Genomic DNA, 24,295 nt, shown 5'->3' on the forward strand with positions numbered 1-24,295 from the left:
TTGGTCGGTCTCCAGTGTCGCCAATAACCTTGATGTGTTGCAGGCTGGGCTGGCAGATGACGGTGCCTACGGTCTCAAGGAAAGCCAGGGTAAGGATGGCGCCGAGTTTATCGAGCAAGCGGGACAGGTCAGCCAGGTCTCGCGCTTGATGTTGCAAGCCATGAACGAAGCGCGGGTGCGCCTGGATCAAAGCCGCAAGGGTGATGACGAAAATACCAGGCAAGGCAAGATTGAACAGGCCGAACAGGCGTTGGCCCAGGCCGCGCAACTGAAAACTACGGTCAAGGATCCTGGTTACCAGACGGTGCTCAATGAAGTCGCCGGGCATATCGCGGCGTTCAGCGAAAGGCTCAGTGAATACACTGCCTTGCTGGCACAGGAAAAGACCGTCTATAAACAGCTGCATGAGCGCGCCGACCAAGTGGTGACCCGGGTCAACCAGGCCTATGCCGCGCAAGACCAATCGATGCAAGCGCAGTTGAAAAAAAGCGCCTTGCTGATTATCGGTTCGTCAGCCTTGGCCTTGTTGGTGGGGATGATTGCGGCGTGGGTTATTACCCGGCTGATCGTCACCCCGTTGCGCAGTGTAATTTGCGTGGCGCAGCACATTGCCGCAGGTGACCTCAGTGATCGAATGGAGGTTAGCCGTCGCGATGAGATCGGCCAACTGATGCAGGCCATGCAGCAGATGGGTATGGGATTGAGCACGATGGTCAGCGGCTTGCAGGCGGGTATCGAGCAGTTGGCAAGCTCCGCCCATTCGCTGTCCAGCGTGACTGAGCAGACCAATATCGAGGTTGGCAGCCAGAAAGAGGAAACCGAGCAGGTTGCCACTGCAATGAACCAGATGACCGCCACGGTACATGATGTGGCGCGTAACGCCGAAGAGGCGGCCCAGGCGGCACAAAGGGCGGATGATAAGGTCGACAGTGGCCAGCAGGTGGTTCGCCAGAGCTTGCAGCGGATTGAGTTGCTGGCTACTTCTGCCACTTCGGCGAGTACCAGTATCGAAAGCCTGAGTGCGCAAATCCACACCATAGGTACCGTTCTGGAGGTGATCAAGAGCGTGGCCGAACAGACCAACTTGCTGGCCCTGAATGCGGCGATCGAGGCGGCGCGAGCAGGGGAGCAGGGGCGTGGGTTTGCGGTGGTGGCCGATGAGGTGCGAGCGTTAGCCAGGCGTACTCAGCAGTCGACCGAGGAAATCGAACAACTGGTCAGCACCTTGCGCAGTGCGGCACAGTCTTCGGTACAGCAGATCAAGCAGAGTGGCGAGTTGGTCAAGCTGGCGGTCAGCGATGTGCTGGAAACCGAAAGTGCCCTTGGCAGCATTGCGGTAGCGGTGTCGTTGATCCAGCAAATGAATCAGCAGATCGCTGCAGCGGCCGAGGAGCAAAGTTCGGTGGCCGAGGAAATCAATCGCAGTGTCACCAGTATCCGTGCCAGCGCCGACCAGTCGGCCCAGAGCATGCAGGACAATGCGGCGTCGAGTATCGAGTTGGCAACGCTTGGGGCAGAGTTGAAAGGGATGGTGGGGCACTTCCGGCTTTGATCGCCGCCTGAGTGCGGCGATCAAAGTGCAGGGGTCAGGCGTTATTGGCCAGGAACGTCAGCAGCGCCTCGTTGACGAAGTCAGGGTTTTCCCGACTGCTGATGTGCCCTGCATCCGGAATCAGCGTCAGTGAGCAGCCAATCAGGCTGGCCATTTCCTCAGACTCCGCCGGTGGCCGGGGCTTGTCTTGATCGCCGCACATCACCAGGGTGGTGTCGGCATCCAGGCGGGGCAACTGTTCCAGGACATCGTCGCGGCTGAAGATGAGCCGACCCAGGGGCACGATGCTTTGTAGCAGGCGTTCCTTGGAAAACGCCTTCAATGCGTTGCGAAAGTCCTGGTACAAGGCCGATTCCCGGTCGATCCCCGGTCGAAAAAAGATGGGCGCGATCACATCCAGCAAAGGCTCCGGGATGGCGCCGACATCTTCGATCATCTTGAACAGCGAGAAGTAATACTGGCGAGTGGCCTCAGGCTCGGCGCCCAGGTACGTGTCCATCAGCACCAGGCTGTTGACCCGCCTAGGCACTTGCAACGCCAGGCGCGCGCCCCACATCCCACCTACCGACAGGCCTACAAGGTTGATTTGGGCAATGTCCAGGTGATCCAGCAGAGCCAGGGCCTGGCGCGCCAGGTCATCCATGGAGGCCGTTGCCTGAGGCAGCGGGCCGGAGTCGCCGTGGCCCCATAACTCGGGAACGATCACTCGGTACTGTTGGGACAGGGCTTCGATCTGCGGCGCCCACATGTGGCGATCCCACAGGTAACTTTGGCCAAGCAGGACGACCGGGCCGGTGCCCTGGTCCAGGTAATGCAAGGGTTGTCCATCAATGATGGCGACAGGCATAGCGAGAGCCTCTTGCTTTAACGGAGTGAGGGGCACTTTTTTACGCTAGTCATGGGCGCAGGGATAGATGCAGGGTGATGACACAGGAAAATCCTATAGGCGCGAGGGAGGGTTAGTCGTAGATGGCTTTCTTCTTCCAATCCGCATCCGCGTCCGCGACTTTCAAGCCTTCGGTCAACTCATTGACCTCATCTTCAGCGGGTTTAATGTTGCTCAGCACCATGGAGTTGGCACGGCCCAGTTGTTTCTCCAGCCACTGCAACTGTTCGCTGTAGAGCACCGGTTCAGCCTGCTTGCGTAAATACTGCACGCCGCGTTCGAACGCCAGGCGCGCCTGGCCCGGTTGCCCCTGTTGCAAGGCATGCTGGCCGAGGTTGTTGAAGAACTCGATGTGCAGCAGCACCAGGATATGGCGGATTTCCTTGATCCAGTGCTTGGCCTCGTTGGTTGGCAAGAAGCCGTCCTGGGCCGCACGGGTCACTTGGCCGTGCAGTGCCTCCAATAGAAAACGCACGTCCTTGGCCTTGGCTTCGGTCTGGATGGGGCCGGGAGGGTTGGTCACCGGGATCGATTCGCCCTGGGCCACCAGTGCGGTGAGCTCATCAATACGTGCTTTAAGAGGCGCGCTGGACTTGTTCAGGTTCAGCAGGCGCTGGTTGACGTTGAGTTCCAGGCGGGTCAGCAACAGCTTGAGCGCCGGGGTCATCAATTGCCCTGGGAACGTTTCGGTGATTTCGCCGCAGCGACGCAGTCGATCATTGAGCTCGATTTGGGTCCGAGTCTTTTCCAGTTTGTTGTTTTCCACCACGTGGTTCATGTAGCCAATGGCGATCAGTATTACGATCCCGGCTATTACCAGCAGGGTGATCATGAGTGGTGTCACCGGTGAGACCTCTTTGTTGGGTGTTCATTGGAGTGTAGTGACTGGGGCATTGGGCGGATAGGAATGATCGACGAGTTGACCCGGCACTTTCCTCTATATAGGTAGGCAGCCTCGGAATAGATGCACATTGCCATCATTCGCTGGTGCGAACTATAGCGTCTTGTCGGACGCCAGAATATAGGCGCCAAACCCTGGACGGCGAGAATGCCCGGGAAGCCCGGTAAAGCGCATCGAAGTCATTGATTTAAATAAATTTATAGTTGGGGGTTGACGACCTCCCAATCCATCCATAGAATGCGCGCCACTTACAGCGTAAAGCACACAGCGAAACGCGGTAGGGAGTGAATGTTGTACGTGTGTCCCCTTCGTCTAGTGGCCTAGGACACCGCCCTTTCACGGCGGTAACAGGGGTTCGAGTCCCCTAGGGGACGCCATTGCGGGAATAGCTCAGTTGGTAGAGCACGACCTTGCCAAGGTCGGGGTCGCGAGTTCGAGTCTCGTTTCCCGCTCCAATTTTAAACAGTGTTGCTTTCGGGCGGCACTGAGTGAAACCAGGACCAAGTCTTCGGGCTAGGGTCTGGGCACTGAAATACACACCATGTGTTTCAGTTAGCGTGTCCCCTTCGTCTAGTGGCCTAGGACACCGCCCTTTCACGGCGGTAACAGGGGTTCGAGTCCCCTAGGGGACGCCATTTGCGGGAATAGCTCAGTTGGTAGAGCACGACCTTGCCAAGGTCGGGGTCGCGAGTTCGAGTCTCGTTTCCCGCTCCATATTTAACAAAAACGCCGCTCAGCAATGAGCGGCGTTTTTGTTTGTGCATTATTTTTATGCCTGGCTGTTCGACTTTGCATCGGGATCAAAGCCGGACCCGCCGTAACAGCAGGTCCGAAAAGGGCGTCAGAGCTTCGGCAGTTGCCCGATGCGCCCCATCATCTCGGTCACGATCTGCAGGTCCAGCAGGAACTGGTCGACTGTCTTGAACTCGTTGTCGGTGTGGCCGGTGTATTTGACGTTGGGCATCGCCAGGCCGAATTGCACACCATTGGGCAGGTCATGGACCGAAGTGGCACCGGCGGAGGTGCCGAACGTGTGTTCCATTCCCAGGTTTTCAGTGGCCACGGCCAGCAGGGCCTTGACCCATTCACCCTCTGGGTTGCGGTACATCGGTGCCGCGATCGAGTAGTCGAAGGTTGCTGCAATGTGCGCCTTTTTGCTCCAGGCGCCGATCTTGTCGGAAATTTCGGATTTGAGCACTTCTGGCGACTTGCCCTTTGGCACCCGCAGGTTGACCGCGAGCTTGAAAGCTTTGTCATCCATCCCGACAAAGGTCAGGGACGTGGTCAGTGGGCCCATAAAGTCATCGGCAAACCCGACGCCCAATTTGCCCCCCAGGTAATCCAGCCCCCAGTTATCGGCCGCATAGCGGGCGGCATCGGTGATGTGGTTGTGCTTGAGGGCGACTTTTCCGTCCAGGCCGTTGATAAAACCCAGCATCCTGGCGACCGGATTCACACCTGATTCGGGCTCCGAGGAATGGGCGGAAACGCCGGTGACGGTTAGCTTGACGTCGTTGCCGTCGACCTTGGCTGTGACCTCGAAGTTGCCGCCATTACTCTTGACATACTCACCGCCGGCCTGTTGCAGGCTGGCGGCCAATTCGGCGGGTTTGTCAGTTACCAGGGTGGCAACCGACGCCGACGGGATCTGGTTGGTGGCCAGGCCGCCGGTCATTGAGGTGATCTCGGCGCCTTTGCCCTCACCTGTGCGCCGGGCAAAGTTCGCCATGACCGTGCCGTAGCCTTTTTCGGCAATCACTACCGGATAGCCACCGTCCAGCGCCAGGTTGTAGTTGGGTGTCGGGTTGCGTTCAAAGTAATAAGGGATGGCGTCGCCGCTGGTTTCCTCGGTGGTGTCTACCAGCAGTTTGAAATTCCTGGCCAGTGGCAGCTTCTCTTCCTTGATGACTTTCATGGCATAGAGCGTTACCACGATACCGTTCTTGTCATCCTCGGTGCCGCGGCCATACATGCGGTCGCCGATCAGAGTGACCTTGAATGGATCAAGTTTGGTGCCGTCCTGCAGGACCCAGTTTTCCGGTGTCACGGGCACAACGTCGGCATGGGCGTGAAGGCCCACCACTTCCTCGCCAGTGCCTTCCAGGGATATTTCATAGACGCGGTTGTCGACGTTGCGAAAGTTGAGGTTGAAAGCCTGGGCAAGGTTCTTGATTTTGTCGGCGATCTTGATGAATTCGGGGTTGTCGTGCTGGGCGACGCCTTCCACGCGGAAGGTTGGAATGGCCACCAGTTCGCGCAGAGTCTCAAGGGCCGCGTCGCCGTATTTCAGCCGGGTATAAATACCCAGTAAGCGATGGACTTCGTTCTGTTGTTCAGCGTCAAGGGGTTTGTTGCTCTGGAAAGCACTGATAGCTGCGCCGAGATTATCGGTTTTGGCCAGGTCGCTCTTGGCCAGGCTTGCCAGGAACTGCCTGAAATCCGTAACCGGTACATCGCTGAAGGACTTGAGGATAGTCGCGCTCTGTTGCGGGGTGATGTTGGCGAACGCTGGCGCGGTGAACGATGAAAGGCTGGCCAGAATCAGGGTGGTTGCAGCCAGGTGTTTGAGTGAGAAGTCCATTGCTGGGGCATTCCTTTGCAGGCGGCTGGTAGGAAATATCTGATCAAAATGTCAGAAATATTTCTACACACTAACACCGTAAAGGAAGGGTAGGGCAGACCCTGACGCGGGATTTGTCCTGCTGAAATACAAAAATGTCGTTTGGAAACAAACAGCATTTTTGTTTGTGGGCAGTTGTCCTCAAGGCGCGCCCGGGTTGCTTGTCATGGGGGCTGCTCTCCCTCAGTCGAGGGTATAGCGCACCGACAGCGCGCCTTTTTTCTCGGACAGGGCGAGGATCGTTACCTGGCCCACCTCCCGCAATGTCTGCACATGTGTGCCGCCACAGGCATAGGGCGGCAGGTTGCCGAAGCCGACTTCACGTACACCTTCCTTGAGGGTCAGTTGACGGGGCAGGTCAGCGGCGATCCATTGGTTGACTTGGTGTTGTATCGCCTGGGCGTCCATGACTTGCGCAGACTCCCCGCGTATAAAAGTGATCTTTCCCTCGCCTGGCCAATGATGTGCCTTGGTCGGCATCCAGCCCAGGCTTTGGCCCGCATTGCCGATCAGGTGACCAGCGGAGTGCAAGCGCGTGTTCAGGGTGCGACGGGGCTCATCAAGCCGCGCCTGTATCAGTCCAGGCCTGACCGGCTGGCTCACGTAATGCACGATGCGATCCGCTTCCTGGGTCACCTTGAGCACGTGACTGTCTCCCAGCCAGCCGGTATCGAAGGGTTGACCGCCGCCCTGGGGGTGAAAAATGGTCGATTGCAGAGTCACCGCAAAGTGGTCTTCGTGAGGCACGCAGTCCAGTACTTCAAGCTTGGCTGTCAGGTGATCGTGGGTAAAAAACAGGCGCTGGGTCATCATCTACATCCGCATCAGTGTTCTGTCGGGCAGTATAAATAGTGCGCGAATGGGTGATAATCCGCTCAACTATCAATGGACTTGTGCGTCATGAGCATTAATCTTCCTCTGCCATTGTTGGGTGAAATGGCGACATTCGTCAAAGTGGTGGAAACCGGCAGTTTCTCGCAAGCCGCGCGGCAGATGGGGGCTTCGCCGTCGTCGGTAAGCCGCAGTATTTCGCGCCTGGAAAAGGCCTTGGCTATTCGGTTGTTACAGCGTACCACCCGCAAATTGCGCCTCAGCGAAGGCGGCGAAGAAGTGTTCAAGCGCTGCCAGGAGATGGTCAATGCGGCGCGCTCGGTGATAGAGATCAGCGGGCAATACACCCATGAAGCCGAAGGGCTGGTACGGGTCAGCGTGCCCAAGGCGGTGGGCCGGTTTGTGGTACATCCACATATGCCTGAGTTTCTACGGCGTTATCCCAAGGTCGATGTGCAGTTGATCCTCGAAGACCGTCATGTAGACCTGATCGATGACAATGTCGACCTGAGCATCCGCATCACGGACAGTCCGCCGCCGGGCTTGGTGGGGCGTCAGTTGCTGCCCATCGAGCACCTGCTCTGTGCGACACCGCAGTACCTGGCCGAGCACGGCACACCGAGCCATCCCCATGATTTACTGGGGCACAGTTGTATTTATCTGGGGGAAACCCCGGGCGATGCGCGCTGGAAATTCCGCCAGGGCAGCAAGGTGGTAACGGTGGGTGTGGGTGGACGGTATGCGGCCAATCACACGGGCGTGCGGCTGGATGCGGTGTTGCAGCATGTGGGGGTGGGCAGCTTGCCCTATTTCACGGCGCGACATGCGTTGGAAGAGGGGGCGTTGGTGCAGGTGTTGCCGGAATGGGACTTTATCGCCTCATACCATGGTGATGCGTGGTTGCTGCATTCGCCGACGCGTTATCTGCCACCGAAGTTGCGGGTGTTTATCGATTATCTGGTGGAGTGTATGGCGCGGGAGCCGACGTTACGCAAGGGGTAGCGTGGCCGGGAGCTGGTGTGGCGAGCGGACTGGCCGGATCGCCACGGTGTAAGCGCTCAGTAAGTCTGATCAGTGCTTGGCCTGGTCGTTGGACATGGCCAACAGCTGTTTTTCCTGGTTCCAGTCGAACGGTTCGTCGTTCTGTTCGGCTTCGAAGCGGCGCTCTTCCAGAGCCTGGTACAGGTCCAGTTCGTCGTCCGGCATGAAGTGCAGGCAATCACCGCCGAAGAACCACAGCAGGTCCCGTGGCACCAGATGGGCGATTTGCGGGTAGCGCAGGATGACCTGGCTCATCAGGTCCTGGCCCAGGTATTGGCTTTCGATCGGGTCGATGGGCAGCAGGGCGCGCAGTTCATCGAAGCGCTCCAGAAACAGGGCGTGGCTTTCCTCGGGCACTTGTTCGGCTTCGCCGACGGCAACCAGGATGGTGCGCAGGTGGTCGAGCAAGACGAGATGATCGGCAACGACGTTGGACACGAGATAAGTCCTCAAGAGCAAAACGGGCGCGAGAGTATATAGCCCTCGTGCCCGCTTTTATATGGGCACTGGTTTCAGCGGACTTTTCCGTCGGCCTGGCTCAGCTCTTCCTTGCTGAAGTCATCCACATCGATCACCTTGCGCCGCTCTGCTTCGGCGTCATGCAAGGTCTGCGCTTCGGCCGGTTGCAGCACGCCGGCCTGCAGCGCAGCATCGATTGCATGTTCGCCGGCGGCAGGCTTGACCTGGCCGCTCTTGAGGCCTTCGTGGAGTTTTTTTTGCAAGGGGTGGCTGGCGGCCAACAGGTCGTAGGCATGTTGCAGGGCGCCTACCGGATCGTCGGCCGATTGCGGGCGATAGCATCCCGCCAATACGGCTTCGAGGGCCGGGTCGTCCTTGGCGCGGCCAATTACCGCCGCGACTTCGGCATCCAGCGCATCGGACGGGCCCTTGTGGCGACGCCCGAACGGGAACACGATCACTCGCAGCAAACAGCCCAGTACCTTGTTCGGGAAGTTGTCCAGCAGTTCATCCAGCGCTCGCTCCGAATGGCCCAGGCTTTCCTCCATGGCCCAGGCAAACAGCGGTTGCAGGTGATCAGGCGAATCCAGGTCGTGATAACGCTTGAGTGCCGCCGATGCCAGGTACATGTGGCTCAGTACATCCCCCAGGCGCGCCGACAGGCGTTCACGGCGTTTCAACTCACCGCCCAGCAGCATCATGCTCAAGTCCGCCAGCAGGGCAAACGCTGCCGCCTGGCGGTTGAGGGCGCGGAAGTAGCCTTGACTCAAGCGGTTGCCCGGGGCTTTTTCGAAATGCCCTAGGCCTAGGTTCAGTACCAGGGTGCTGGCGGCATTACTTACGGCAAAACCGATGTGCTGCATCAGCAGGCCATCGAACTCTTTCAGCGCCTGGTCGTGGTCTTCGCGACCGGCGAGGGCCATTTCCTTGAGCACAAATGGATGACAGCGAATGGCGCCCTGGCCGAAGATCATCAGGTTGCGCGAGAGAATATTCGCGCCCTCCACGGTGATGAAGATCGGCGCCCCCTGCCAACTGCGGCCCAGGTAGTTGTTAGGGCCCATGATGATGCCCTTGCCGCCGTGCACGTCCATGGCGTGGCTAATGCACTCGCGGCCGCGCTCGGTCAGGTGATACTTGAGGATCGCCGACAGCACCGAGGGTTTTTCCCCCATGTCCACGGCATTGGCGGTGAGTATCCGTGCGCTGTCCATCAGCCAGGCATTGCCGCCGATACGGGCCAAGGCTTCCTGGATGCCTTCGAAGGCCGACAGGGGCACGTTGAACTGCTCGCGCACCTGGGCGTATTGGCCGGTCACCAGGCTGGTGAACTTGGCCGCGCCGGTACCGACCGCAGGCAGTGAAATCGAACGGCCCACCGACAGGCAGTTCATCAGCATCATCCAGCCCTTGCCGAGCATTTCCTGGCCACCGATCAGGAACTCCAGAGGGATGAATACGTCTTTGCCGGAGTTCGGGCCGTTCATGAATGCCGCGCCCAATGGCAGGTGGCGACGACCGATCTCCACGCCCGGGGTGTCAGTGGGGATCAGCGCGAGGCTGATGCCCAGCTCTTCATGGTCGCCCAGCAGGTGGTCCGGATCATGGGCCTTGAACGCCAGGCCCAGCAGGGTCGCCACCGGGCCGAGGGTGATGTAGCGTTTTTCCCAGTTCAGGCGCAGGCCGAGGGTTTCCTTGCCTTCCCATTGGCCTTTGCAGATCACTCCGGTGTCGGGCATGGCACCGGCATCGGAGCCTGCCAGCGGGCCGGTGAGGGCAAAGCATGGAATATCGTCGCCACGGGCCAGTCGCGGCAGGTAATGGTTGCGTTGTTCATCGGTGCCGTAATGCAGCAGCAATTCGGCTGGCCCCAGGGAATTGGGGACCATGACCGTAGAGGCAAGGTCGCCGCTGCGAGTTGCCAGTTTCATGGCGACCTGGGAGTGAGCGTAGGCGGAGAAACCTTTGCCGCCGTATTCCTTGGGAATGATCAGGGCAAAGAAGCCATGTTGCTTGATGTGTTCCCAGGCTGCGGGCGGCAGGTCCATGGCCTGGCCGATTTCCCAATCGCTGACCATGGCGCAGAGCTCTTCGGTGGGGCCGTCAATAAAGGCTTGTTCTTCTTCGCTCAGTTGCGCCTTGGGGTAGGCCAGCAGCTTGTCCCAATCGGGACGGCCGCTGAACAGTTCACCGTCCCACCATACGGTGCCGGCATCAATGGCGTCGCGCTCGGTCTCGGACATCGGCGGCAGGGTTTTCTGGAACCAGTTGAACAGCGGCGCGGTGAAGTACTGGCGGCGCAGGTCCGGTAGCAGCAGGGGGGCTGCCACGACGGCAATCAACACCCAGAAGACCAGTAGCAACCAGCCCGGAGCATGACTGAAGGCGCCCATCGCCAATAGATAGACGGCAACCACGCCCAAGGCGGGCAGGGGCGCAGTGCGGCGGTGTGCCAGGTAGGCAATGCCGACCAACAGAACCAGTATCCACAACAACAGCATATTCAATCCTCCGTGAAGCCAGGGGCAAAATTACCCTCAGAGCTTAGTCGGCATCCGAAAAAACGGGGTGACGAGGGTGTTACGTGTTGTGCCGGGCTACAGGTTTCAGGGATAGGTATCAAGCGCCGGCATTTGGCCGAATCGTCGTTATCTCTGGAGCAGGCCTGTGGTTAGACTCAAGGTTCGCCTCGGAGATTGTGCTTATGGATACCTATTTGAATCCCAGCCGCTTCATCGATAGTGACCACCCCGCAGTGGTGGAGTTCGCCGAAAAACATCGGGGTTCAAGTACCGATCCCCGTGACCAGGCAGTCAGTCTTTACTACGCCGTGCGTGAGGCGGTGCGCTACAACCCTTACACGTTCAGCCGCGACCCGCAAACGTTGAGCGCCAGCTATGCACTGGGCGCCGGCGAGAGCTATTGCGTGCCCAAGGCGACTTTGCTGGCCGCCTGCGCAAGGCATTGTGCGATCCCCGCGCGAATCGGCCTGGCCGACGTGCGCAATCACCTCTCGACGCCGCGCCTGATCGAGCTGCTCAAAAGCGATGTGTTCGCCATGCACGGCTACACCGAGCTGTATTTGCAGGGGCGCTGGGTCAAGGCCACGCCGGCATTCAACCAACAGCTGTGTGAGTTATTTGATGTGCCGCCGCTGGATTTCGACGGGATCCACGACAGCGTTTTCCACCCCTTCAACCGCCAGGGCCAACGGTCCATGGAGTATGTGGTGGATCATGGGCAATTTCCTGATGTGCCCGAGGACTTTTTCTTCGCTCACCTGGAGAAATGTTACCCGCACCTGTTTGCCGAGCCGTTGCCGGTGTTGCTGGGGGATATGCAGAGTGATTTAAGCCGCCGGTGAACCGGCGTATGCTGCCTCGGCATTCATCCACCATATTCATCACATCGGGGCGGTCATGCTGAAAATCTGGGGTCGTAAGAATTCATCAAACGTCAGGAAAGCACTGTGGTGCGCCGAGGAACTCGGCCTGGACTATGAGGCAATTGATGCGGGCGGGGCTTTTGGTGTGGTCGATACGCCGCATTATCGGGCGTTGAACCCCAATGGCCGGGTGCCGATGATCGAGGATGGCGACTTTGTGTTGTGGGAATCCAACACCATCGTACGTTATCTATGTGCCAGGCATGCTTCCGACTCTGCCTGGTACCCGAAGGACCTGCAGGCCCGGGCCAGTGCCGAAAAGTGGATGGACTGGACCACCTCGACGCTCGCCGAGCCCTTCAAGACGGTGTTCTGGGGCATACTGCGCACTCCCGCCGACCAGCAGAACTGGGACAATATCCATGCTGGGCGCAACACCTGCATTGACGTTTTGAGCACCGTGGACCAAGCCCTGGCCGCGCAACCGTACCTGTCAGGTGACGAGATCGGCATGGGTGATATCCCTTTGGGTTGCTTTATTTACGCCTGGTTTGAAATGCCTATCGAACGGCCGTCGATGCCCAATCTAGAGGCCTGGTACCAGCGCCTTCGCCAGCGTCCGGCTTATCAGAAAGCGGTGATGACCGCGTTGACTTAATACTGACTATTAATACAGGTGACTGTACTTGTGCGGTGCGGGCAAGCAACATGCTTGCCATGCGCCGCCGTTGTATTACGTGCGGTCAGCCCATATGTAACATCTCTATTCCTCTTCTTTGGTGCGTATTCCGATATGAGTTCCGCTCTGTCCATCCGGCAGCTAACCAAAACCTACGGCAACGGTTTCCAGGCCTTGAGTGGTATCGATCTGGATGTCGCCGAAGGTGACTTTTTCGCCTTGCTCGGCCCCAACGGTGCCGGCAAATCCACCACCATTGGTATCCTCTCGACCCTGGTCAACAAGACCAGCGGTACAGTGAATATCTTCGGTCATGACCTGGACAAATCCCCGGCCGCGCTCAAGCGCTGCATTGGTGTGGTGCCCCAGGAATTCAACTTCAATCAGTTTGAAAAGACCTTCGACATTGTCGTGACCCAGGCCGGCTACTACGGCATCCCTCCGAAGATCGCCAAGGAGCGGGCCGAGCAATACCTGACCCAACTGGGGCTGTGGGACAAGCGTGACGTGCCTTCACGCTCGCTCTCTGGTGGCATGAAGCGCCGCCTGATGATCGCCCGCGCACTGGTTCACGAACCGCGCCTGTTGATCCTCGACGAGCCGACCGCGGGGGTCGACATTGAACTGCGTCGTTCGATGTGGGCCTTCCTCACCGAGCTGAACGAGAAAGGCATCACCATCATCCTCACCACCCACTACCTGGAAGAAGCTGAACAGTTGTGCCGTAACATCGGCATCATCGACCACGGTACCATTGTCGAAAACACCAGCATGCGTAGCCTGTTGAGCCAGTTGCACGTCGAGACCTTCCTGCTCGACTTGAAAAACAACATGGACGTGGCGCCGCAACTGATTGGCTACCCAAGCCGTCTTGTGAACACCCACACCCTGGAAGTCCAGGTGGATAAAGCCGTGGGCATCACCGCGTTGTTCGGCCAGTTGGCCACCCAGAATATCGAAGTGCTGAGCCTGCGTAACAAAACCAATCGCCTTGAGGAGTTGTTCGTGTCCCTGGTGGAGAAAAATCTGGCGAAGGTGGCGGTATGAATTCCGAACTGCAACCCAACCTTGTCGCACTCCAGACCATTGTCTATCGCGAAGTGAAGCGCTTTACCCGGATCTGGCCGCAGACGTTACTGCCACCGGCGATCACCATGGTCTTGTACTTCGTGATATTCGGTAATCTGATTGGCCGGCAAATCGGTGATATGGGTGGTTTTACCTATATGGAATACATCGTGCCGGGGCTGATCATGATGTCGGTGATTACCAACTCCTATGGCAACGTGGTCTCCAGCTTTTTCGGCAGCAAGTTCCAGCGCTCTATCGAGGAGTTGATGGTATCGCCGGTGTCGCCACATACCATCCTGATCGGCTACACCTTGGGCGGTGTGCTGCGCGGCCTGATGGTCGGTGTGATCGTGACGTTGCTGTCGCTGTTCTTCACCCATTTGCAGGTGCATCACCTCGGGCTCACCCTGCTGGTGGTGGTACTGACGGCGACGATCTTTTCGTTGCTGGGTTTTATCAACGCAGTGTTTGCACGTAACTTCGATGATATTTCGATTATTCCGACGTTCGTGCTGACGCCGTTGACGTACCTGGGCGGGGTGTTTTATTCGATCACCTTGTTGCCGCCGTTCTGGCAGACGGTGTCGCTGGCCAACCCGGTGTTGCACATGGTCAATGCGTTTCGCTATGGGATTCTAGGGGTTTCGGATATCAAGATCAGTGTAGCGATCACGTTCATGCTGGTGGCGACAGTGGTGCTGTATATCGGCTGCGCGCGCTTGCTGGTGAGTGGGCGTGGGATGCGTACGTGATCGGCGTTTAGAAATGAAAAACGGCCTCATGATGAGGCCGTTTTTTATGGGGTACATAGATCAAAGTGTAGGAGCTGCTGCCTGCAATCACCTGTAGCCGCAGGCGCAGCCTGCGATCGGCTGCGCAGTAGTCGCCTGGGTCTTCAGATTTGTGTAGATACCTATGTTCATCGCAGCGCGACCTCGATCAGTTCATGCAGCTCTTCAATCTGCAATGGCGCGTTGGAGAACAGAATTCGAAACACCGTCGGTGCGGCAATCAGGTTTAGCAGATGGTCCAGGCGGGGTAACACTTCACCATTGTCCTGATAGCGATCCAGGATGATCTGCAACTGCCCACCGAGGATTGCCACGCAATAACCCGGGGCCTGGCTGCACTGCACATCGCGCATCATGTTGCGCCCAGGCTCTGAACTCATTTCATCCAGGTATTGCTCGGCCCAGGCGCGTATATCGCCGCGCAGGCTACCGGTGTTGAGCGGTTCACTGTCCGGACGCATGCGGGCCAGGGCCACATCGGCGAGGAGGGCGGACAGGTCGCCCCAGCGTCGATAAATGGTGGACGGTGTTACGCCCGCGCGGGCAGCGATCAGAGGCACAGTCACGCTGGCGCGCTCCTGTTCTTCCAGCAACTCTCGCGTTGCTCGATGCACCGATTCTTGTACCCGGGCACTACGACCCCCCGGGCGAAGGCCTTCTTTTATCGCCATGATCAAACCTTAACACAAAGAATTTGCTTTAAGCGCCAGGCAGTAGCACACTCCACAAAAGCAAAATATTAGCTTTAGCGGAGACTGCCCATGTCCAGCGTCACTTCACATCGATCCAGCCTGGCATTCCTGGCGATCACCTTACTGACCTTTCTTGCCGCTTCCAGTGCGCCCACGCCGTTGTATCACCTGTATCAGGAAGGCCTGCATTTTTCCGCGGCGACGCTGACGTTGATCTTTGGCGTGTATGCCATCAGCCTGTTGGCCGCTCTGTTGACCGTGGGCTCGCTGTCGGATCACCTGGGGCGCAAACCGGTGATCTTTGTTGCGCTGGTCCTGGAAATGCTGTCGATGTTGTTATTTATCAATGCCGACAATGTCGCCTGGTTGATTGCCGCTCGCACGCTGCAAGGTTTTGCCACCGGAATGGCGACGGCAGTGCTGGGGGCGGCCCTGCTGGACACTGATCGCCAGCAGGGCCCACTGGTCAACAGCGTGGCACCGCTGCTGGGCATGGCCTGTGGTGCCATGGGCAGCAGCGTGCTGGTGGAGTTCGCGCCGTTGCCCACTCAGTTGATTTACTGGACGTTGCTGGCATTGATGCTCTTGCAGGCGCTGTATGTCTGGCGCTTGCCGGAAACCGTCAGCCGGATACCCGGCGCACTGGCCTCGCTGCGGCCCACCTTGCATGTGCCGCCCCAGGCGCGCCGGGCTTTGTGGCTGTCGCTACCGGTGGATATTGCCGTGTGGGCCATGAGCGGTTTCTACTTGTCACTGGCGCCGTCGCTGGTCCGGGCGGCAACCGGGTTCACCTCCAACCTGATCGGTGGCAGTCTGGTGGCGGTGCTGACCTTGAGTGGTGCGGTGATGATTTTCAGCCTGCGCAATCGCCCGGCGGACAAAGTCCTGCGTTTGGGAGCGAGTCTGTTGGCCGTGGGCGTGGCCCTGATCCTGAGCGCCGTCCACAGCGCCAGCCTACCGCTGTTTTTTATCGCCACGCTGATCGCTGGCAGTGGCTTTGGCGCGGGGTTCCTGGGTGCATTGCGCAGCGTCGTGCCGCTGGCCTTGCCCCATGAGCGAGCGGGCCTGATGTCGGCGTTCTATGTGCTGAGTTACTTGGCGTTCTGTCTGCCATCGTTGCTGGCCGGCAATCTCATCCGCACCTTTGGCTTGATTGCCACCACCGATGCTTATGGCGCGGTGCTGATTGTGCTGGCGCTCAGTGCTTTGCTCGGCCTGATGATGCAGGGTGCCGACAAGGTCAGGGCGACGCCTGGCAACTGATTCGGCAATAATCAGCGTCCTTCATCGAGTACGCACAGAGATTCAAGTATGAAGATCATCCGCAGTAGGGACTTCACCGGTAGCCACGCCTGGGAGGCGCTGGATATCGCCAGCATGAACGGCATCACCACGCGCTTGCATTGGACCGATCAGCCGTACCGCTGGCACGTCAATGATGGTGAAGAAGTTTTTGTAGTGCTTGATGGCGAGATACAGATGCGCTATCGGGAAAATGGCCAGGAGCAGGTGGCTGTACTCAAGGTAGGTGACATTTTTTACGCCAGTGTCGGTACCGAGCATGTGGCTCATCCGCTGGGGGTGGCGCGGGTGTTGGTGGTCGAGTCGAAAGGCAGCGTTTAGCTGGATATCTACAAAACAGATAACAGTTAGAGATATTACCCGTTATATAGATATTCGATACGGTTCTACCATGGGCTCAACCTCATATGAGGAAGAGGATAACACCATGACTTGCCCCGCCAGCATCACCACAAGATTCAAGCCGTTCAGTCACCTGGCCCGTCCACGGGAAGTGATTCGCCAATTCACCCCTAATTGGTTTGCCGCCACCATGGGCACTGGCGTGCTGGCGCTGGCATTGGCGCAGCCTGCGCTCAATCTGCCAGGGCTGCATGCCGTCGCCGAAGGGCTGTGGCTGTTGACGATTTTGCTGTTTGTACTGTTCAGCGTCTTGTACACCGCGCGCTGGGTCATGTTTTTCGAGGAAGCACGGCGGATTTTCGGGCACTCCACCGTCTCGATGTTTTTCGGCACGATTCCCATGGGCCTGGCGACGATTATCAATGGCCTGCTGTTGTTCGGCCTACCACGTTGGGGCGAGGGTGTGGTGCCCCTGGCCGAAGTGCTGTGGTGGCTGGATGTGGCGATGGCCCTGGCCTGCGGCGTGTTGATCCCGTTCATGATGTTTACCCGCCAGGAGCACAGTATCGACCAAATGACGGCTGTCTGGTTGTTGCCGGTGGTGGCCGCCGAAGTCGCCGCCGCCAGCGGTGGCCTGCTGGCGCCGCACCTGGCAGACGTCCATTCGCAACTGGTGATGCTGGTGACTAGCTACGTGCTGTGGGCATTCTCCCTGCCTGTGGCGTTCAGTATCCTGACCATCCTGATGTTGCGCATGGCCTTGCATAAACTGCCCCATGCCAACATGGCCGCGTCGAGCTGGCTGGCCCTGGGGCCCATCGGCACCGGTGCCTTGGGTATGTTGCTGCTGGGCGCTGATGCCCCCGCCATCTTCGCCGCCAACGGTTTGCCCGGCGTGGGTGAAATAGCCAACGGTATCGGTCTGGTGGCCGGTATTACCCTATGGGGCTTTGGCCTGTGGTGGATGCTGATCGCCGTATTGATTACGCTGCGTTATCTGCGTGCCGGTATCCCGTTCAATCTAGGCTGGTGGGGTTTCACTTTCCCGCTGGGAGTCTACGCGCTGGCCACGCTGAAATTGGCGGGCACCTTGCACTTGGGGTTTTTCAATGGGTTTGGCTGTGTTCTGGTAACGGGCCTGGCCTTGATGTGGTTGATCGTCGCCAAGCGCACCGTGCAGGGCGCCTATAGAGGCGAGCTTTTTGTCTCACCCTGTATTGCAGGATTAGGGAATTAGTAAGCGGGATTAGGTAAAGTCGTGGCCTGAAATTCAGCGTTAGACCTATAACAGCCTTCAGGCCACGCAGGAACACGGACGATGAGTCACCCCTCGCAATTCACTTTGCTGCGCAAACGGCGTTTCCTGCCGTTTTTCATCACCCAGTCCCTTGGGGCGTTCAACGACAATATCTTCAAGCAGTCGCTGATCCTGGCGATTCTCTACAAGCTGGCCATCGAGGGTGACCGTTCAATCTGGGTCAACCTCTGCGCTTTGCTGTTCATCTTGCCGTTCTTTCTATTCTCGGCCCTGGCCGGACAATTTGGCGAGAAATTCAACAAGGACGCGTTGATCCGGATGATCAAGATCGGTGAGATCGTGATCATGGCAGTAGGGGCCGTCGGCTTCATGTTCAGCCACCTGGAATTGATGCTGTTGGCGCTGTTCGCCATGGGCACCCACTCGGCGCTGTTTGGCCCGGTGAAGTACTCGATCATGCCCCAGGCCTTGCATGAAGACGAACTGGTGGGCGGCAACGGCCTGGTGGAGATGGGCACGTTCCTGGCCATTCTCGCCGGGACCATCGGCGCCGGGGTCATGATGTCTTCCACGCACTATGCGCCAGTGGTATCCACGGCTATCGTTGGCGTGGCGGTGCTCGGTTACCTGGCCAGTCGCGGCATTCCCCGTGCGGCGGCTGCGAGCCCCGAGATGCGCTTGAACTGGAATATCTTCAGTCAGTCCTGGGCCACCCTACGCCTGGGCCTGGGGCAAACACCGGCAGTGTCCCGCTCGATTGTCGGTAACTCCTGGTTCTGGTTTGTTGGTGCGATTTACCTGACACAAATCCCGGCCTACGCCCAGGAGTGGCTGTACGGTGATGAAACCGTGGTGACGTTGATCCTTACCGTGTTTTCGGTAGGGATCGCCATGGGCTCAATGCTCTGCGAAAAACTGTCCGGGCGTAAGGTGGAAATCGGCCTGGTGCCCTTTGGCTCGTTCGGTCTGACGGTGTTTGGCCTGCTGTTGTGGTGGCATTCTGGCGGCTTCCCGCAGAACGTCCAGGCCAATGACTGGCTCGCGGTACTCGGCTATGGGCAGGCGTGGTGGGTGTTGATCGATATCCTGGGGCTTGGGGTGTTTGGTGGCTTCTATATCGTGCCGCTGTATGCGCTGATTCAATCGCGTACCGCCGAAAACGAGCGGGCGCGGGTGATTGCGGCCAACAACATTTTGAATGCGCTGTTTATGGTGGTGTCGGCGATTGTCTCGATCCTGCTGCTTAGCGTAGCCAAGCTGTCGATTCCCGAATTGTTCCTAGTGGTGTCGCTGCTCAACATCGCGGTCAACACCTACATCTTCAATATCGTCCCCGAGTTCAGCATGCGCTTCATGATCTGGCTGCTGAGCCATTCCATGTACCGTGTCGAGCACCGTAACCTGGAACTGATTCCAGATGAAGGCGCGGCGTTGCTGGTGTGCAACCACGTATCGTTTGTTGATGCACTGTTGATTGGAGGGGCGGTGCGTCGGCCGATTCGCTTTGTCATGTACTACAAGATCTACCGTTTGCCAGTGCTCAACTTTATATTTCGTACCGCCGGGGCGATTCCGATTGCCGGGCGCCACGAGGACATCCAGATCTACGAAAAGGCCTTCACGCGAATTGCCCAGTACCTGAAAGAGGGTGAGCTGGTGTGCATCTTCCCGGAAGGTAAATTGACCGCCGACGGTGAGATGAATGAGTTCAGGGGCGGGCTGACGCGCATCCTTGAAGAGACGCCGGTGCCGGTGATCCCGATGGCGTTGCAGGGGTTGTGGGGGAGTTTCTTCAGCCGCGATCCGAACAAAGGGTTCTTGCATCGAATCTGGTCGCGGGTGACCTTGGTAGCGGGGCAACCGGTGGCTGTTGAGGCGGCGACACCGCAAGCGCTGCAGGGATTGGTGGGGGAATTGCGGGGGCGTGTTTTGTAGCCTCTGCCGAGGTACGAGGCTGCGATGGTCCCAGGGGGCGATCGAGCGAACGGCCCCCATGAACCGCATCGCAGCCTTCGTTCATGGTCAGTGGCTACGCGCTGATCTTGAGCCCCACCAGCCCGGCAATAATCAACGCCACACTGGCCAGCCTGAACAGCGCCATGGATTCTCCGAACAGGATAATCCCGGCGATCACCGTGCCTACCGCTCCGACACCGGTCCAGATGGCATAGGCAGTGCCCAGGGGCAACTCTTTCATCGCCAGCCCCAGCAGGCCCAGGCTGATGGCCATAGCGGCAATCGTCAGGGCCGTTGGCAAGGGCTTGCTGAAACCGTCGGTGTATTTCAGGCCGACGGCCCAGCCAACTTCAAACAGGCCGGCAAAAAACAGAATGATCCAGGACATGATGGTCTCCATCGATAGATGGGGTCGTCCCCGGATTGAACACTCGATTGAGCCGCAAGGTCGTCCCCGCGTAGGTTCGTAGAGTGCCGAAAACTGCCGGTGCGATCAACACTCAATCGGCTCGTTGTTCCAGCAGTTCACGATCGTCTTTCTCGCTCATTTTACGGAAATACGTCGACAGCAATGCCCCGGAAATATTGTGCCATACGCTGAACAGCGCGCTCGGCACCGCCGCCAGCGGCGAGAAATGCGCGCTGGCCAGCGCCGCACCCAACCCCGAGTTCTGCATGCCCACTTCCAGCGCCAACGACTTGCGTTGCGCCAACGGCAGTTTGAACAGGCGGCCGGTGAAGTAACCCAGCAAGTAACCGAAGCTGTTGTGCAGCATCACCACCGCCATGATCAGCAGGCCTGATTCGGCAATCTTCGCCTGGCTCGCGGCAACCACGGCGGCGACGATGGCCACGATGCACACCACCGACACCAGCGGCAATACCTCCACCGCATGACGCACCCGGTCCCCCAGCAGTCGTTGCGCAGCCACGCCGAGTACGATGGGCACCAGCACCATTTGCAGGATCGACCAGAACAACTCCATGAACGAAACCGGCAACCAGGCTGAAGCCAGCATCCAGATCAGTGCCGGGGTCAGCAGCGGGGCGATGAGGGTGGTGATGGAGGAGATGGCCACTGACAATGCCAGGTCGCCACGAGCCAGCCAGGTCATTACGTTGGAGGAGGTGCCGCTTGGGCAGCAGCCCACCAGAATCACGCCGACGGCAATTTCCGGCGGCAGATGGAAGGCCTGGCACAGCAACCAGGCCACGCTAGGCATGATCACAAATTGTGCGGCCACACCCAAGGCGACGCGCCATGGATGGCGAGCGACCTCGGCAAAATCATCAAGTTTGAGGGTCAGCCCCATACCGAACATCACCAGGCCCAGCAGGGGGACGATGGCGCTTTTCAGGCCAATGAACCAGCTCGGTTGCAGGAATGCGAGTACGGCAAAAAGCAGTACCCAGTAAGCGAAGGTATTGCCGACGAAGCGGCTCAAGGCGGCGAGTGCGCGCATGGGGTGTCCTTGTTATTAGAAAGTGCGGATGCCTCTGTAGGAGCGAGCTTGCTCGCGAAGGACTCAAGAACACCGCGCCAACCAGACAGGGCGCATTATCGTTAACGTCCATCGCGAGCAAGCTCGCTCCTGCAGTAAAGCAGTTAGATCCCTTGCGGCGTCTCTTCGCCACCCAGAGCCTCAACCAGCGCCGGCAGGAAGTCGCCAAAGGTCAACATCATCAGGGTAAAGCTGGCGTCCTGCTGGCCCAGGGCCTCGTCGCCGCCATCCTGTTCCGCTTGATCCTGCAACAGGTCTTCGAACTTCAGGCGCTTGACCACCATCTTGTCGTCCAGCACGAAGGACAACTTGTCCTGCCAGGCCAGGGACAGTTGGGTGACCACTTTGCCGGTGCTCAGGTGCAGCTGGATTTCTTCGCCGGTCAGATCCTGGCGCTTGCAGCGCACGATACCACCGTCTTCATGGGTGTCGCGCAGTTCGCATTCGTCGAGGACAAAGAAGTCATCAGCCGGCTTTTGCGTGGTGACCCAGTCGGTCATGGTGGCGGTCGGGGCCATTTTCACCGTCAGCGGACGCACCGGCAGGGTGCCGATCACTTCACGCAGGGTAGAGAGCAGGTCTTCGGCACGCTTGGGGCTGGCCGAGTTGACCAGGATCAGGCCTTGTTTCGGCGCGATGGCGGCGAAAGTCGACGAGCGACGAATAAAGGCCCGGGGCAGGAACGCCTGGATAATTTCATCCTTGATCTGGTCCCGTTCCTTTTTGTAGACCTTGCGCATTTGCTCGGCTTCGATCTCGTCGACTTTTTCCTTCAGCGCGTCACGCACCACACTACCCGGCAGGATACGTTCTTCCTTGCGGGCGGCGATCAGCAGGAAGTCACCGCTGACGTGTACCAGCGGTGCGTCTTCGCCTTTGCCGAACGGGGCGACGAAACCGTAAGTGGTCAACTCCTGGCTTGCACAAGGGCGCGCCAGTTTGGTGGCCAGTGCAGTTTCCAACGCCTCGGCATCAACAGGCAGATCTTGGGTCAGGCGATAGATAAGCAGGTTTTTGAACCACATGGGGTGAGTCTCTCCTTTAATACAAAGGGGGGCATTATTCTCCTCGTAGCGCCATAGGCCAACCCCGCCTAACCCATTGGAAGGCCTGAAAAAAATATTTAAGAAAGTGCTTGCCAGAGCATGGGACGCTCCGTAGAATGCGCGCCACACCGAACGTGAAGGGTGATTAGCTCAGCTGGGAGAGCATCTGCCTTACAAGCAGAGGGTCGGCGGTTCGATCCCGTCATCACCCACCATTCGCATTCAGTGTTAAGCGCAGCGGTAGTTCAGTCGGTTAGAATACCGGCCTGTCACGCCGGGGGTCGCGGGTTCGAGTCCCGTCCGCTGCGCCATATTCGGTAACCTGGAACGCTGAACGCCAGGTCACCACACAGAAAGCCCGCTTAATCGCGGGCTTTTTGCTGTCTGGGGAATGACAAATAATCGTTCGATGAAATTTTTTAAATAAATTGCATTTAAATCAACACATTACAATTTTTTGGTATATGATGCGACCCGCACCGAACGTAAAGGGTGATTAGCTCAGCTGGGAGAGCATCTGCCTTACAAGCAGAGGGTCGGCGGTTCGATCCCGTCATCACCCACCATTACGTCCAATGCTACGCGCAGCGGTAGTTCAGTCGGTTAGAATACCGGCCTGTCACGCCGGGGGTCGCGGGTTCGAGTCCCGTCCGCTGCGCCATATTTGCTTCCACTAAGGCCCACTGAGCGCCTGGAAGCCACGAAAATAGCGGCCTTGAGCCGCTTTTTTCGTTTCTGGATTCTACTGGAACCCATCTCCAGCCACGGTTTAAGTACACATTTAAGTACACCGCTGGCACAGCCTTTTACGACTTCTTGCGCATCAATTTTTGTATTGGTTCGTCTACCGCAGGGTTGTATTTGTTACCGCCACTGCATTTTGACCCAGGTGCCGAGGCTATTCTGACCCAACCCAGGCGTCTGAAAGCGAAATTCAATAACGAATTCGGTGTTGACACTGGGTACCGCCCAATTGACCTCATTTTAAGGCATGGCGGTGTCTACGAAACCAGGGGTGATTCACTTCACGGGGTCAGGCACTGCTGCAAGTTTTCAAGGAAGATCGCTTCAGCGCGACTCATGCGCTGCTCACGGTTCCACAGCAGGTGAATATCCACATCGGCGATGCCTTCGTGGGGCGGCAGGCGCCAGAGCAAACCAGCCTCGACGTCAGCGGCCACTACATGCTCGGGCAGGCAGCCGATACCGAATCCGGCGATCACCAGTCGCCGGACTTCCTCCAGGCTCGATGACGATGCGACGATGCGCCCGCTGAAACCTTGCTGGTCACGGAAAATGGTCAGTGGCGAGAGCATGCCGCCGATCTGGTCGCTGGTGAAACTGACGAAATTCTCTTTCTGCAAGTCGCCTTCGGCCACGTTGTCCCGACCAAACAGGGCGTGGTGCTTGCCGCAGAAAAACACATAGCGCTGACGCAGGAACAGACGTTGTTCCAGGCGTGATTGCGGACGGCGGTTGAGACTCAGGCCCAGGGTTGCGGTTTTTTCCAGCAGAGCGCTGACGATGTCCGAGCTGCGCATGACCTCTACTTCCAGATCGACCCGTGGATGCTGGCGATGAAAGTTGGCGAGGAAATCATCGAAGCGCTCGGAAAAAATCCGGCTGATGATCAACAGTCGCACCTTGCCAATGACTTCGTCGGCGGACTGTTCGAGCACACTGCTGACCTGGGACATTTGCCCATAGATTTCCCCGGCGAGGGCGAAGATCTGCTCACCGATTTCGGTCAAGGCGAAGCGCGGTCCACGGCGGGCAATCAATTGCCGGCCCAATTGCTGTTCCAGCCGTTTCAGCGCCTGGCTGACGGCGGGCTGAGTCAGGTGCAAGCGGGCAGCGGCGCGGCTGATGCTCAACTCCTGGCCGATCACCCGGAAGGTGCGCAGCAGATTCCAGTCCAGGCGGTCATTGAGCAGGCGGTGGACATCGTGGTCGGACATAACGAAGCTCTGATAATAAGCAT

The 24,295-nt window shown here is 58.3% G+C and carries 21 protein-coding genes, 8 tRNA genes and 1 pseudogene; 19 read left to right on the forward strand and 11 right to left on the reverse strand.

What is annotated here, in order from left to right:
* Positions 1-535: 535 nt before the first annotated feature.
* Positions 536-691, forward strand: a pseudogene (locus GIR22_RS26740) (HAMP domain-containing protein); the annotation flags it as partial.
* Positions 692-709: 18 nt separating this feature from the next.
* Positions 710-1,552, forward strand: coding sequence for a methyl-accepting chemotaxis protein (locus tag GIR22_RS26745; protein WP_377664109.1), 843 nt, complete (start codon positions 710-712; stop codon positions 1,550-1,552).
* A gap of 34 nt (positions 1,553-1,586) precedes the next feature.
* On the opposite strand, the gene GIR22_RS09930 is transcribed toward GIR22_RS26745, so the two are convergent.
* Positions 1,587-2,399 (reverse strand): alpha/beta fold hydrolase, encoded by an 813-nt coding sequence (locus tag GIR22_RS09930; RefSeq protein WP_154743169.1) that lies wholly within the window; start codon positions 2,397-2,399, stop codon positions 1,587-1,589.
* 112 nt (positions 2,400-2,511) lie between these two features.
* Positions 2,512-3,282: a hypothetical protein gene (locus tag GIR22_RS09935; RefSeq protein ID WP_178122178.1), complete on the reverse strand. Its 771-nt coding sequence runs from the start codon at positions 3,280-3,282 to the stop codon at positions 2,512-2,514.
* 358 nt (positions 3,283-3,640) lie between these two features.
* On the opposite strand from GIR22_RS09935, the gene GIR22_RS09940 reads away from it, so the two are divergent.
* The 4 genes from GIR22_RS09940 (at position 3,641) to GIR22_RS09955 (ending at position 4,053) form a co-directional block, all read left to right on the forward strand.
* Positions 3,641-3,716 (forward strand) — tRNA-Glu (locus GIR22_RS09940).
* Between the two features lie 2 nt (positions 3,717-3,718).
* Positions 3,719-3,794 (forward strand) — tRNA-Gly (locus tag GIR22_RS09945).
* 104 nt (positions 3,795-3,898) lie between these two features.
* Positions 3,899-3,974: transfer RNA gene (locus tag GIR22_RS09950), tRNA-Glu, on the forward strand.
* Between the two features lie 3 nt (positions 3,975-3,977).
* A tRNA-Gly gene (locus GIR22_RS09955) sits at positions 3,978-4,053 on the forward strand.
* A 127-nt stretch (positions 4,054-4,180) separates the two neighbouring features.
* Here GIR22_RS09955 and GIR22_RS09960 read toward each other — a convergent pair.
* On the reverse strand, positions 4,181-5,920 hold the full coding sequence (locus GIR22_RS09960; RefSeq protein ID WP_154743170.1) for a dipeptidase: 1,740 nt from the start codon (positions 5,918-5,920) through the stop codon (positions 4,181-4,183).
* Between the two features lie 222 nt (positions 5,921-6,142).
* Positions 6,143-6,769 carry an alanyl-tRNA editing protein gene (locus GIR22_RS09965; protein WP_154743171.1) on the reverse strand — a complete coding sequence of 209 codons (627 nt, stop codon included), beginning with the start codon at positions 6,767-6,769 and terminating at the stop codon, positions 6,143-6,145.
* 90 nt (positions 6,770-6,859) lie between these two features.
* On the opposite strand from GIR22_RS09965, the gene GIR22_RS09970 reads away from it, so the two are divergent.
* Positions 6,860-7,792, forward strand: coding sequence for a LysR family transcriptional regulator (locus GIR22_RS09970; protein WP_154743172.1), 933 nt, complete (start codon positions 6,860-6,862; stop codon positions 7,790-7,792).
* Between the two features lie 69 nt (positions 7,793-7,861).
* On the opposite strand, the gene GIR22_RS09975 is transcribed toward GIR22_RS09970, so the two are convergent.
* Both GIR22_RS09975 and GIR22_RS09980 read right to left on the reverse strand, forming a co-directional pair.
* A complete protein-coding gene (locus tag GIR22_RS09975; protein ID WP_178122179.1) occupies positions 7,862-8,269 on the reverse strand; it encodes a PA2817 family protein in 408 nt (135 codons plus the stop codon).
* 74 nt (positions 8,270-8,343) lie between these two features.
* Positions 8,344-10,791 carry an acyl-CoA dehydrogenase gene (locus tag GIR22_RS09980; RefSeq protein ID WP_154743174.1) on the reverse strand — a complete coding sequence of 816 codons (2,448 nt, stop codon included), beginning with the start codon at positions 10,789-10,791 and terminating at the stop codon, positions 8,344-8,346.
* Between the two features lie 203 nt (positions 10,792-10,994).
* Here GIR22_RS09980 and GIR22_RS09985 point away from each other — a divergent pair, with 203 nt between their 5' ends.
* The 4 genes from GIR22_RS09985 to GIR22_RS10000 all read left to right on the forward strand — a co-directional run bounded on the left by GIR22_RS09985 (position 10,995) and on the right by GIR22_RS10000 (position 14,177).
* Complete coding sequence (locus tag GIR22_RS09985; RefSeq protein WP_154743175.1) at positions 10,995-11,654, forward strand: transglutaminase-like domain-containing protein; 660 nt, start codon at positions 10,995-10,997, stop codon at positions 11,652-11,654.
* A 55-nt stretch (positions 11,655-11,709) separates the two neighbouring features.
* Positions 11,710-12,333: a glutathione S-transferase family protein gene (locus GIR22_RS09990; RefSeq protein ID WP_154743176.1), complete on the forward strand. Its 624-nt coding sequence runs from the start codon at positions 11,710-11,712 to the stop codon at positions 12,331-12,333.
* Between the two features lie 135 nt (positions 12,334-12,468).
* Positions 12,469-13,401, forward strand: a complete 933-nt coding sequence (locus GIR22_RS09995) for an ABC transporter ATP-binding protein (protein ID WP_154743177.1) — start codon at positions 12,469-12,471, stop codon at positions 13,399-13,401.
* A complete protein-coding gene (locus GIR22_RS10000) occupies positions 13,398-14,177 on the forward strand; it encodes an ABC transporter permease (RefSeq protein ID WP_154743178.1) in 780 nt (259 codons plus the stop codon). Before GIR22_RS09995 ends, GIR22_RS10000 begins: the two co-directional genes overlap by 4 nt.
* A 167-nt stretch (positions 14,178-14,344) precedes the next feature.
* On the opposite strand, the gene GIR22_RS10005 is transcribed toward GIR22_RS10000, so the two are convergent.
* The gene (locus GIR22_RS10005) at positions 14,345-14,887 is read right to left on the reverse strand and encodes a TetR/AcrR family transcriptional regulator (protein WP_154743179.1); all 543 of its coding nucleotides are present in this window, start codon (positions 14,885-14,887) and stop codon (positions 14,345-14,347) included.
* 90 nt (positions 14,888-14,977) lie between these two features.
* On the opposite strand from GIR22_RS10005, the gene GIR22_RS10010 reads away from it, so the two are divergent.
* From GIR22_RS10010 to GIR22_RS10025, 4 genes are all read left to right on the forward strand, one after another.
* Positions 14,978-16,171, forward strand: a complete 1,194-nt coding sequence (locus tag GIR22_RS10010) for an MFS transporter (protein ID WP_154743180.1) — start codon at positions 14,978-14,980, stop codon at positions 16,169-16,171.
* 48 nt (positions 16,172-16,219) lie between these two features.
* Positions 16,220-16,531: a cupin domain-containing protein gene (locus GIR22_RS10015; RefSeq protein ID WP_154743181.1), complete on the forward strand. Its 312-nt coding sequence runs from the start codon at positions 16,220-16,222 to the stop codon at positions 16,529-16,531.
* Between the two features lie 106 nt (positions 16,532-16,637).
* Positions 16,638-17,789: a TDT family transporter gene (locus tag GIR22_RS10020; protein WP_154743182.1), complete on the forward strand. Its 1,152-nt coding sequence runs from the start codon at positions 16,638-16,640 to the stop codon at positions 17,787-17,789.
* An 81-nt stretch (positions 17,790-17,870) separates the two neighbouring features.
* Positions 17,871-19,745, forward strand: coding sequence for an MFS transporter (locus GIR22_RS10025; protein ID WP_154743183.1), 1,875 nt, complete (start codon positions 17,871-17,873; stop codon positions 19,743-19,745).
* A 94-nt stretch (positions 19,746-19,839) separates the two neighbouring features.
* On the opposite strand, the gene sugE is transcribed toward GIR22_RS10025, so the two are convergent.
* The 3 genes from sugE to rdgC form a co-directional block, all read right to left on the reverse strand.
* The gene (sugE, locus tag GIR22_RS10030; protein WP_154743184.1) at positions 19,840-20,154 is read right to left on the reverse strand and encodes a quaternary ammonium compound efflux SMR transporter SugE; all 315 of its coding nucleotides are present in this window, start codon (positions 20,152-20,154) and stop codon (positions 19,840-19,842) included.
* A 112-nt stretch (positions 20,155-20,266) separates the two neighbouring features.
* Positions 20,267-21,229 carry a bile acid:sodium symporter family protein gene (locus GIR22_RS10035; protein WP_154743185.1) on the reverse strand — a complete coding sequence of 321 codons (963 nt, stop codon included), beginning with the start codon at positions 21,227-21,229 and terminating at the stop codon, positions 20,267-20,269.
* A 143-nt stretch (positions 21,230-21,372) separates the two neighbouring features.
* Complete coding sequence (rdgC, locus tag GIR22_RS10040; RefSeq protein ID WP_154743186.1) at positions 21,373-22,293, reverse strand: recombination-associated protein RdgC; 921 nt, start codon at positions 22,291-22,293, stop codon at positions 21,373-21,375.
* A 160-nt stretch (positions 22,294-22,453) separates the two neighbouring features.
* Between rdgC and GIR22_RS10045 the strand changes: the two genes are divergently transcribed.
* From GIR22_RS10045 to GIR22_RS10060, 4 genes are all read left to right on the forward strand, one after another.
* A tRNA-Val gene (locus GIR22_RS10045) sits at positions 22,454-22,529 on the forward strand.
* A gap of 19 nt (positions 22,530-22,548) precedes the next feature.
* A tRNA-Asp gene (locus GIR22_RS10050) sits at positions 22,549-22,625 on the forward strand.
* 179 nt (positions 22,626-22,804) lie between these two features.
* Positions 22,805-22,880, forward strand: a tRNA-Val gene (locus tag GIR22_RS10055).
* Positions 22,881-22,898: 18 nt separating this feature from the next.
* A tRNA-Asp gene (locus GIR22_RS10060) sits at positions 22,899-22,975 on the forward strand.
* 364 nt (positions 22,976-23,339) lie between these two features.
* Here the strand turns inward: GIR22_RS10060 and GIR22_RS10065 are convergent.
* Positions 23,340-24,272 (reverse strand): LysR family transcriptional regulator, encoded by a 933-nt coding sequence (locus GIR22_RS10065; protein WP_154743187.1) that lies wholly within the window; start codon positions 24,270-24,272, stop codon positions 23,340-23,342.
* Positions 24,273-24,295: the final 23 nt, after the last annotated feature.

This window comes from Pseudomonas karstica (assembly GCF_009707515.1).
Classification (GTDB): Bacteria; Pseudomonadota; Gammaproteobacteria; order Pseudomonadales; family Pseudomonadaceae; genus Aquipseudomonas; species Aquipseudomonas karstica.

Coding starts and splice junctions, on each gene's coding strand:
- GIR22_RS26745 (WP_377664109.1), top strand. CDS start 710: ATGGTCAGCGGCTTGCAGGCGGGTATCGAGCAGTTGGCAAGCTCCGCC.
- GIR22_RS09930 (WP_154743169.1), bottom strand. CDS start 2,399: ATGCCTGTCGCCATCATTGATGGACAACCCTTGCATTACCTGGACCAG.
- GIR22_RS09960 (WP_154743170.1), bottom strand. CDS start 5,920: ATGGACTTCTCACTCAAACACCTGGCTGCAACCACCCTGATTCTGGCC.
- GIR22_RS09965 (WP_154743171.1), bottom strand. CDS start 6,769: ATGACCCAGCGCCTGTTTTTTACCCACGATCACCTGACAGCCAAGCTT.
- GIR22_RS09970 (WP_154743172.1), top strand. CDS start 6,860: ATGAGCATTAATCTTCCTCTGCCATTGTTGGGTGAAATGGCGACATTC.
- GIR22_RS09980 (WP_154743174.1), bottom strand. CDS start 10,791: ATGCTGTTGTTGTGGATACTGGTTCTGTTGGTCGGCATTGCCTACCTG.
- GIR22_RS09985 (WP_154743175.1), top strand. CDS start 10,995: ATGGATACCTATTTGAATCCCAGCCGCTTCATCGATAGTGACCACCCC.
- GIR22_RS09990 (WP_154743176.1), top strand. CDS start 11,710: ATGCTGAAAATCTGGGGTCGTAAGAATTCATCAAACGTCAGGAAAGCA.
- GIR22_RS09995 (WP_154743177.1), top strand. CDS start 12,469: ATGAGTTCCGCTCTGTCCATCCGGCAGCTAACCAAAACCTACGGCAAC.
- GIR22_RS10000 (WP_154743178.1), top strand. CDS start 13,398: ATGAATTCCGAACTGCAACCCAACCTTGTCGCACTCCAGACCATTGTC.
- GIR22_RS10005 (WP_154743179.1), bottom strand. CDS start 14,887: ATGGCGATAAAAGAAGGCCTTCGCCCGGGGGGTCGTAGTGCCCGGGTA.
- GIR22_RS10010 (WP_154743180.1), top strand. CDS start 14,978: ATGTCCAGCGTCACTTCACATCGATCCAGCCTGGCATTCCTGGCGATC.
- GIR22_RS10015 (WP_154743181.1), top strand. CDS start 16,220: ATGAAGATCATCCGCAGTAGGGACTTCACCGGTAGCCACGCCTGGGAG.
- GIR22_RS10020 (WP_154743182.1), top strand. CDS start 16,638: ATGACTTGCCCCGCCAGCATCACCACAAGATTCAAGCCGTTCAGTCAC.
- GIR22_RS10025 (WP_154743183.1), top strand. CDS start 17,871: ATGAGTCACCCCTCGCAATTCACTTTGCTGCGCAAACGGCGTTTCCTG.
- sugE (WP_154743184.1), bottom strand. CDS start 20,154: ATGTCCTGGATCATTCTGTTTTTTGCCGGCCTGTTTGAAGTTGGCTGG.
- GIR22_RS10035 (WP_154743185.1), bottom strand. CDS start 21,229: ATGCGCGCACTCGCCGCCTTGAGCCGCTTCGTCGGCAATACCTTCGCT.
- rdgC (WP_154743186.1), bottom strand. CDS start 22,293: ATGTGGTTCAAAAACCTGCTTATCTATCGCCTGACCCAAGATCTGCCT.
- GIR22_RS10065 (WP_154743187.1), bottom strand. CDS start 24,272: ATGTCCGACCACGATGTCCACCGCCTGCTCAATGACCGCCTGGACTGG.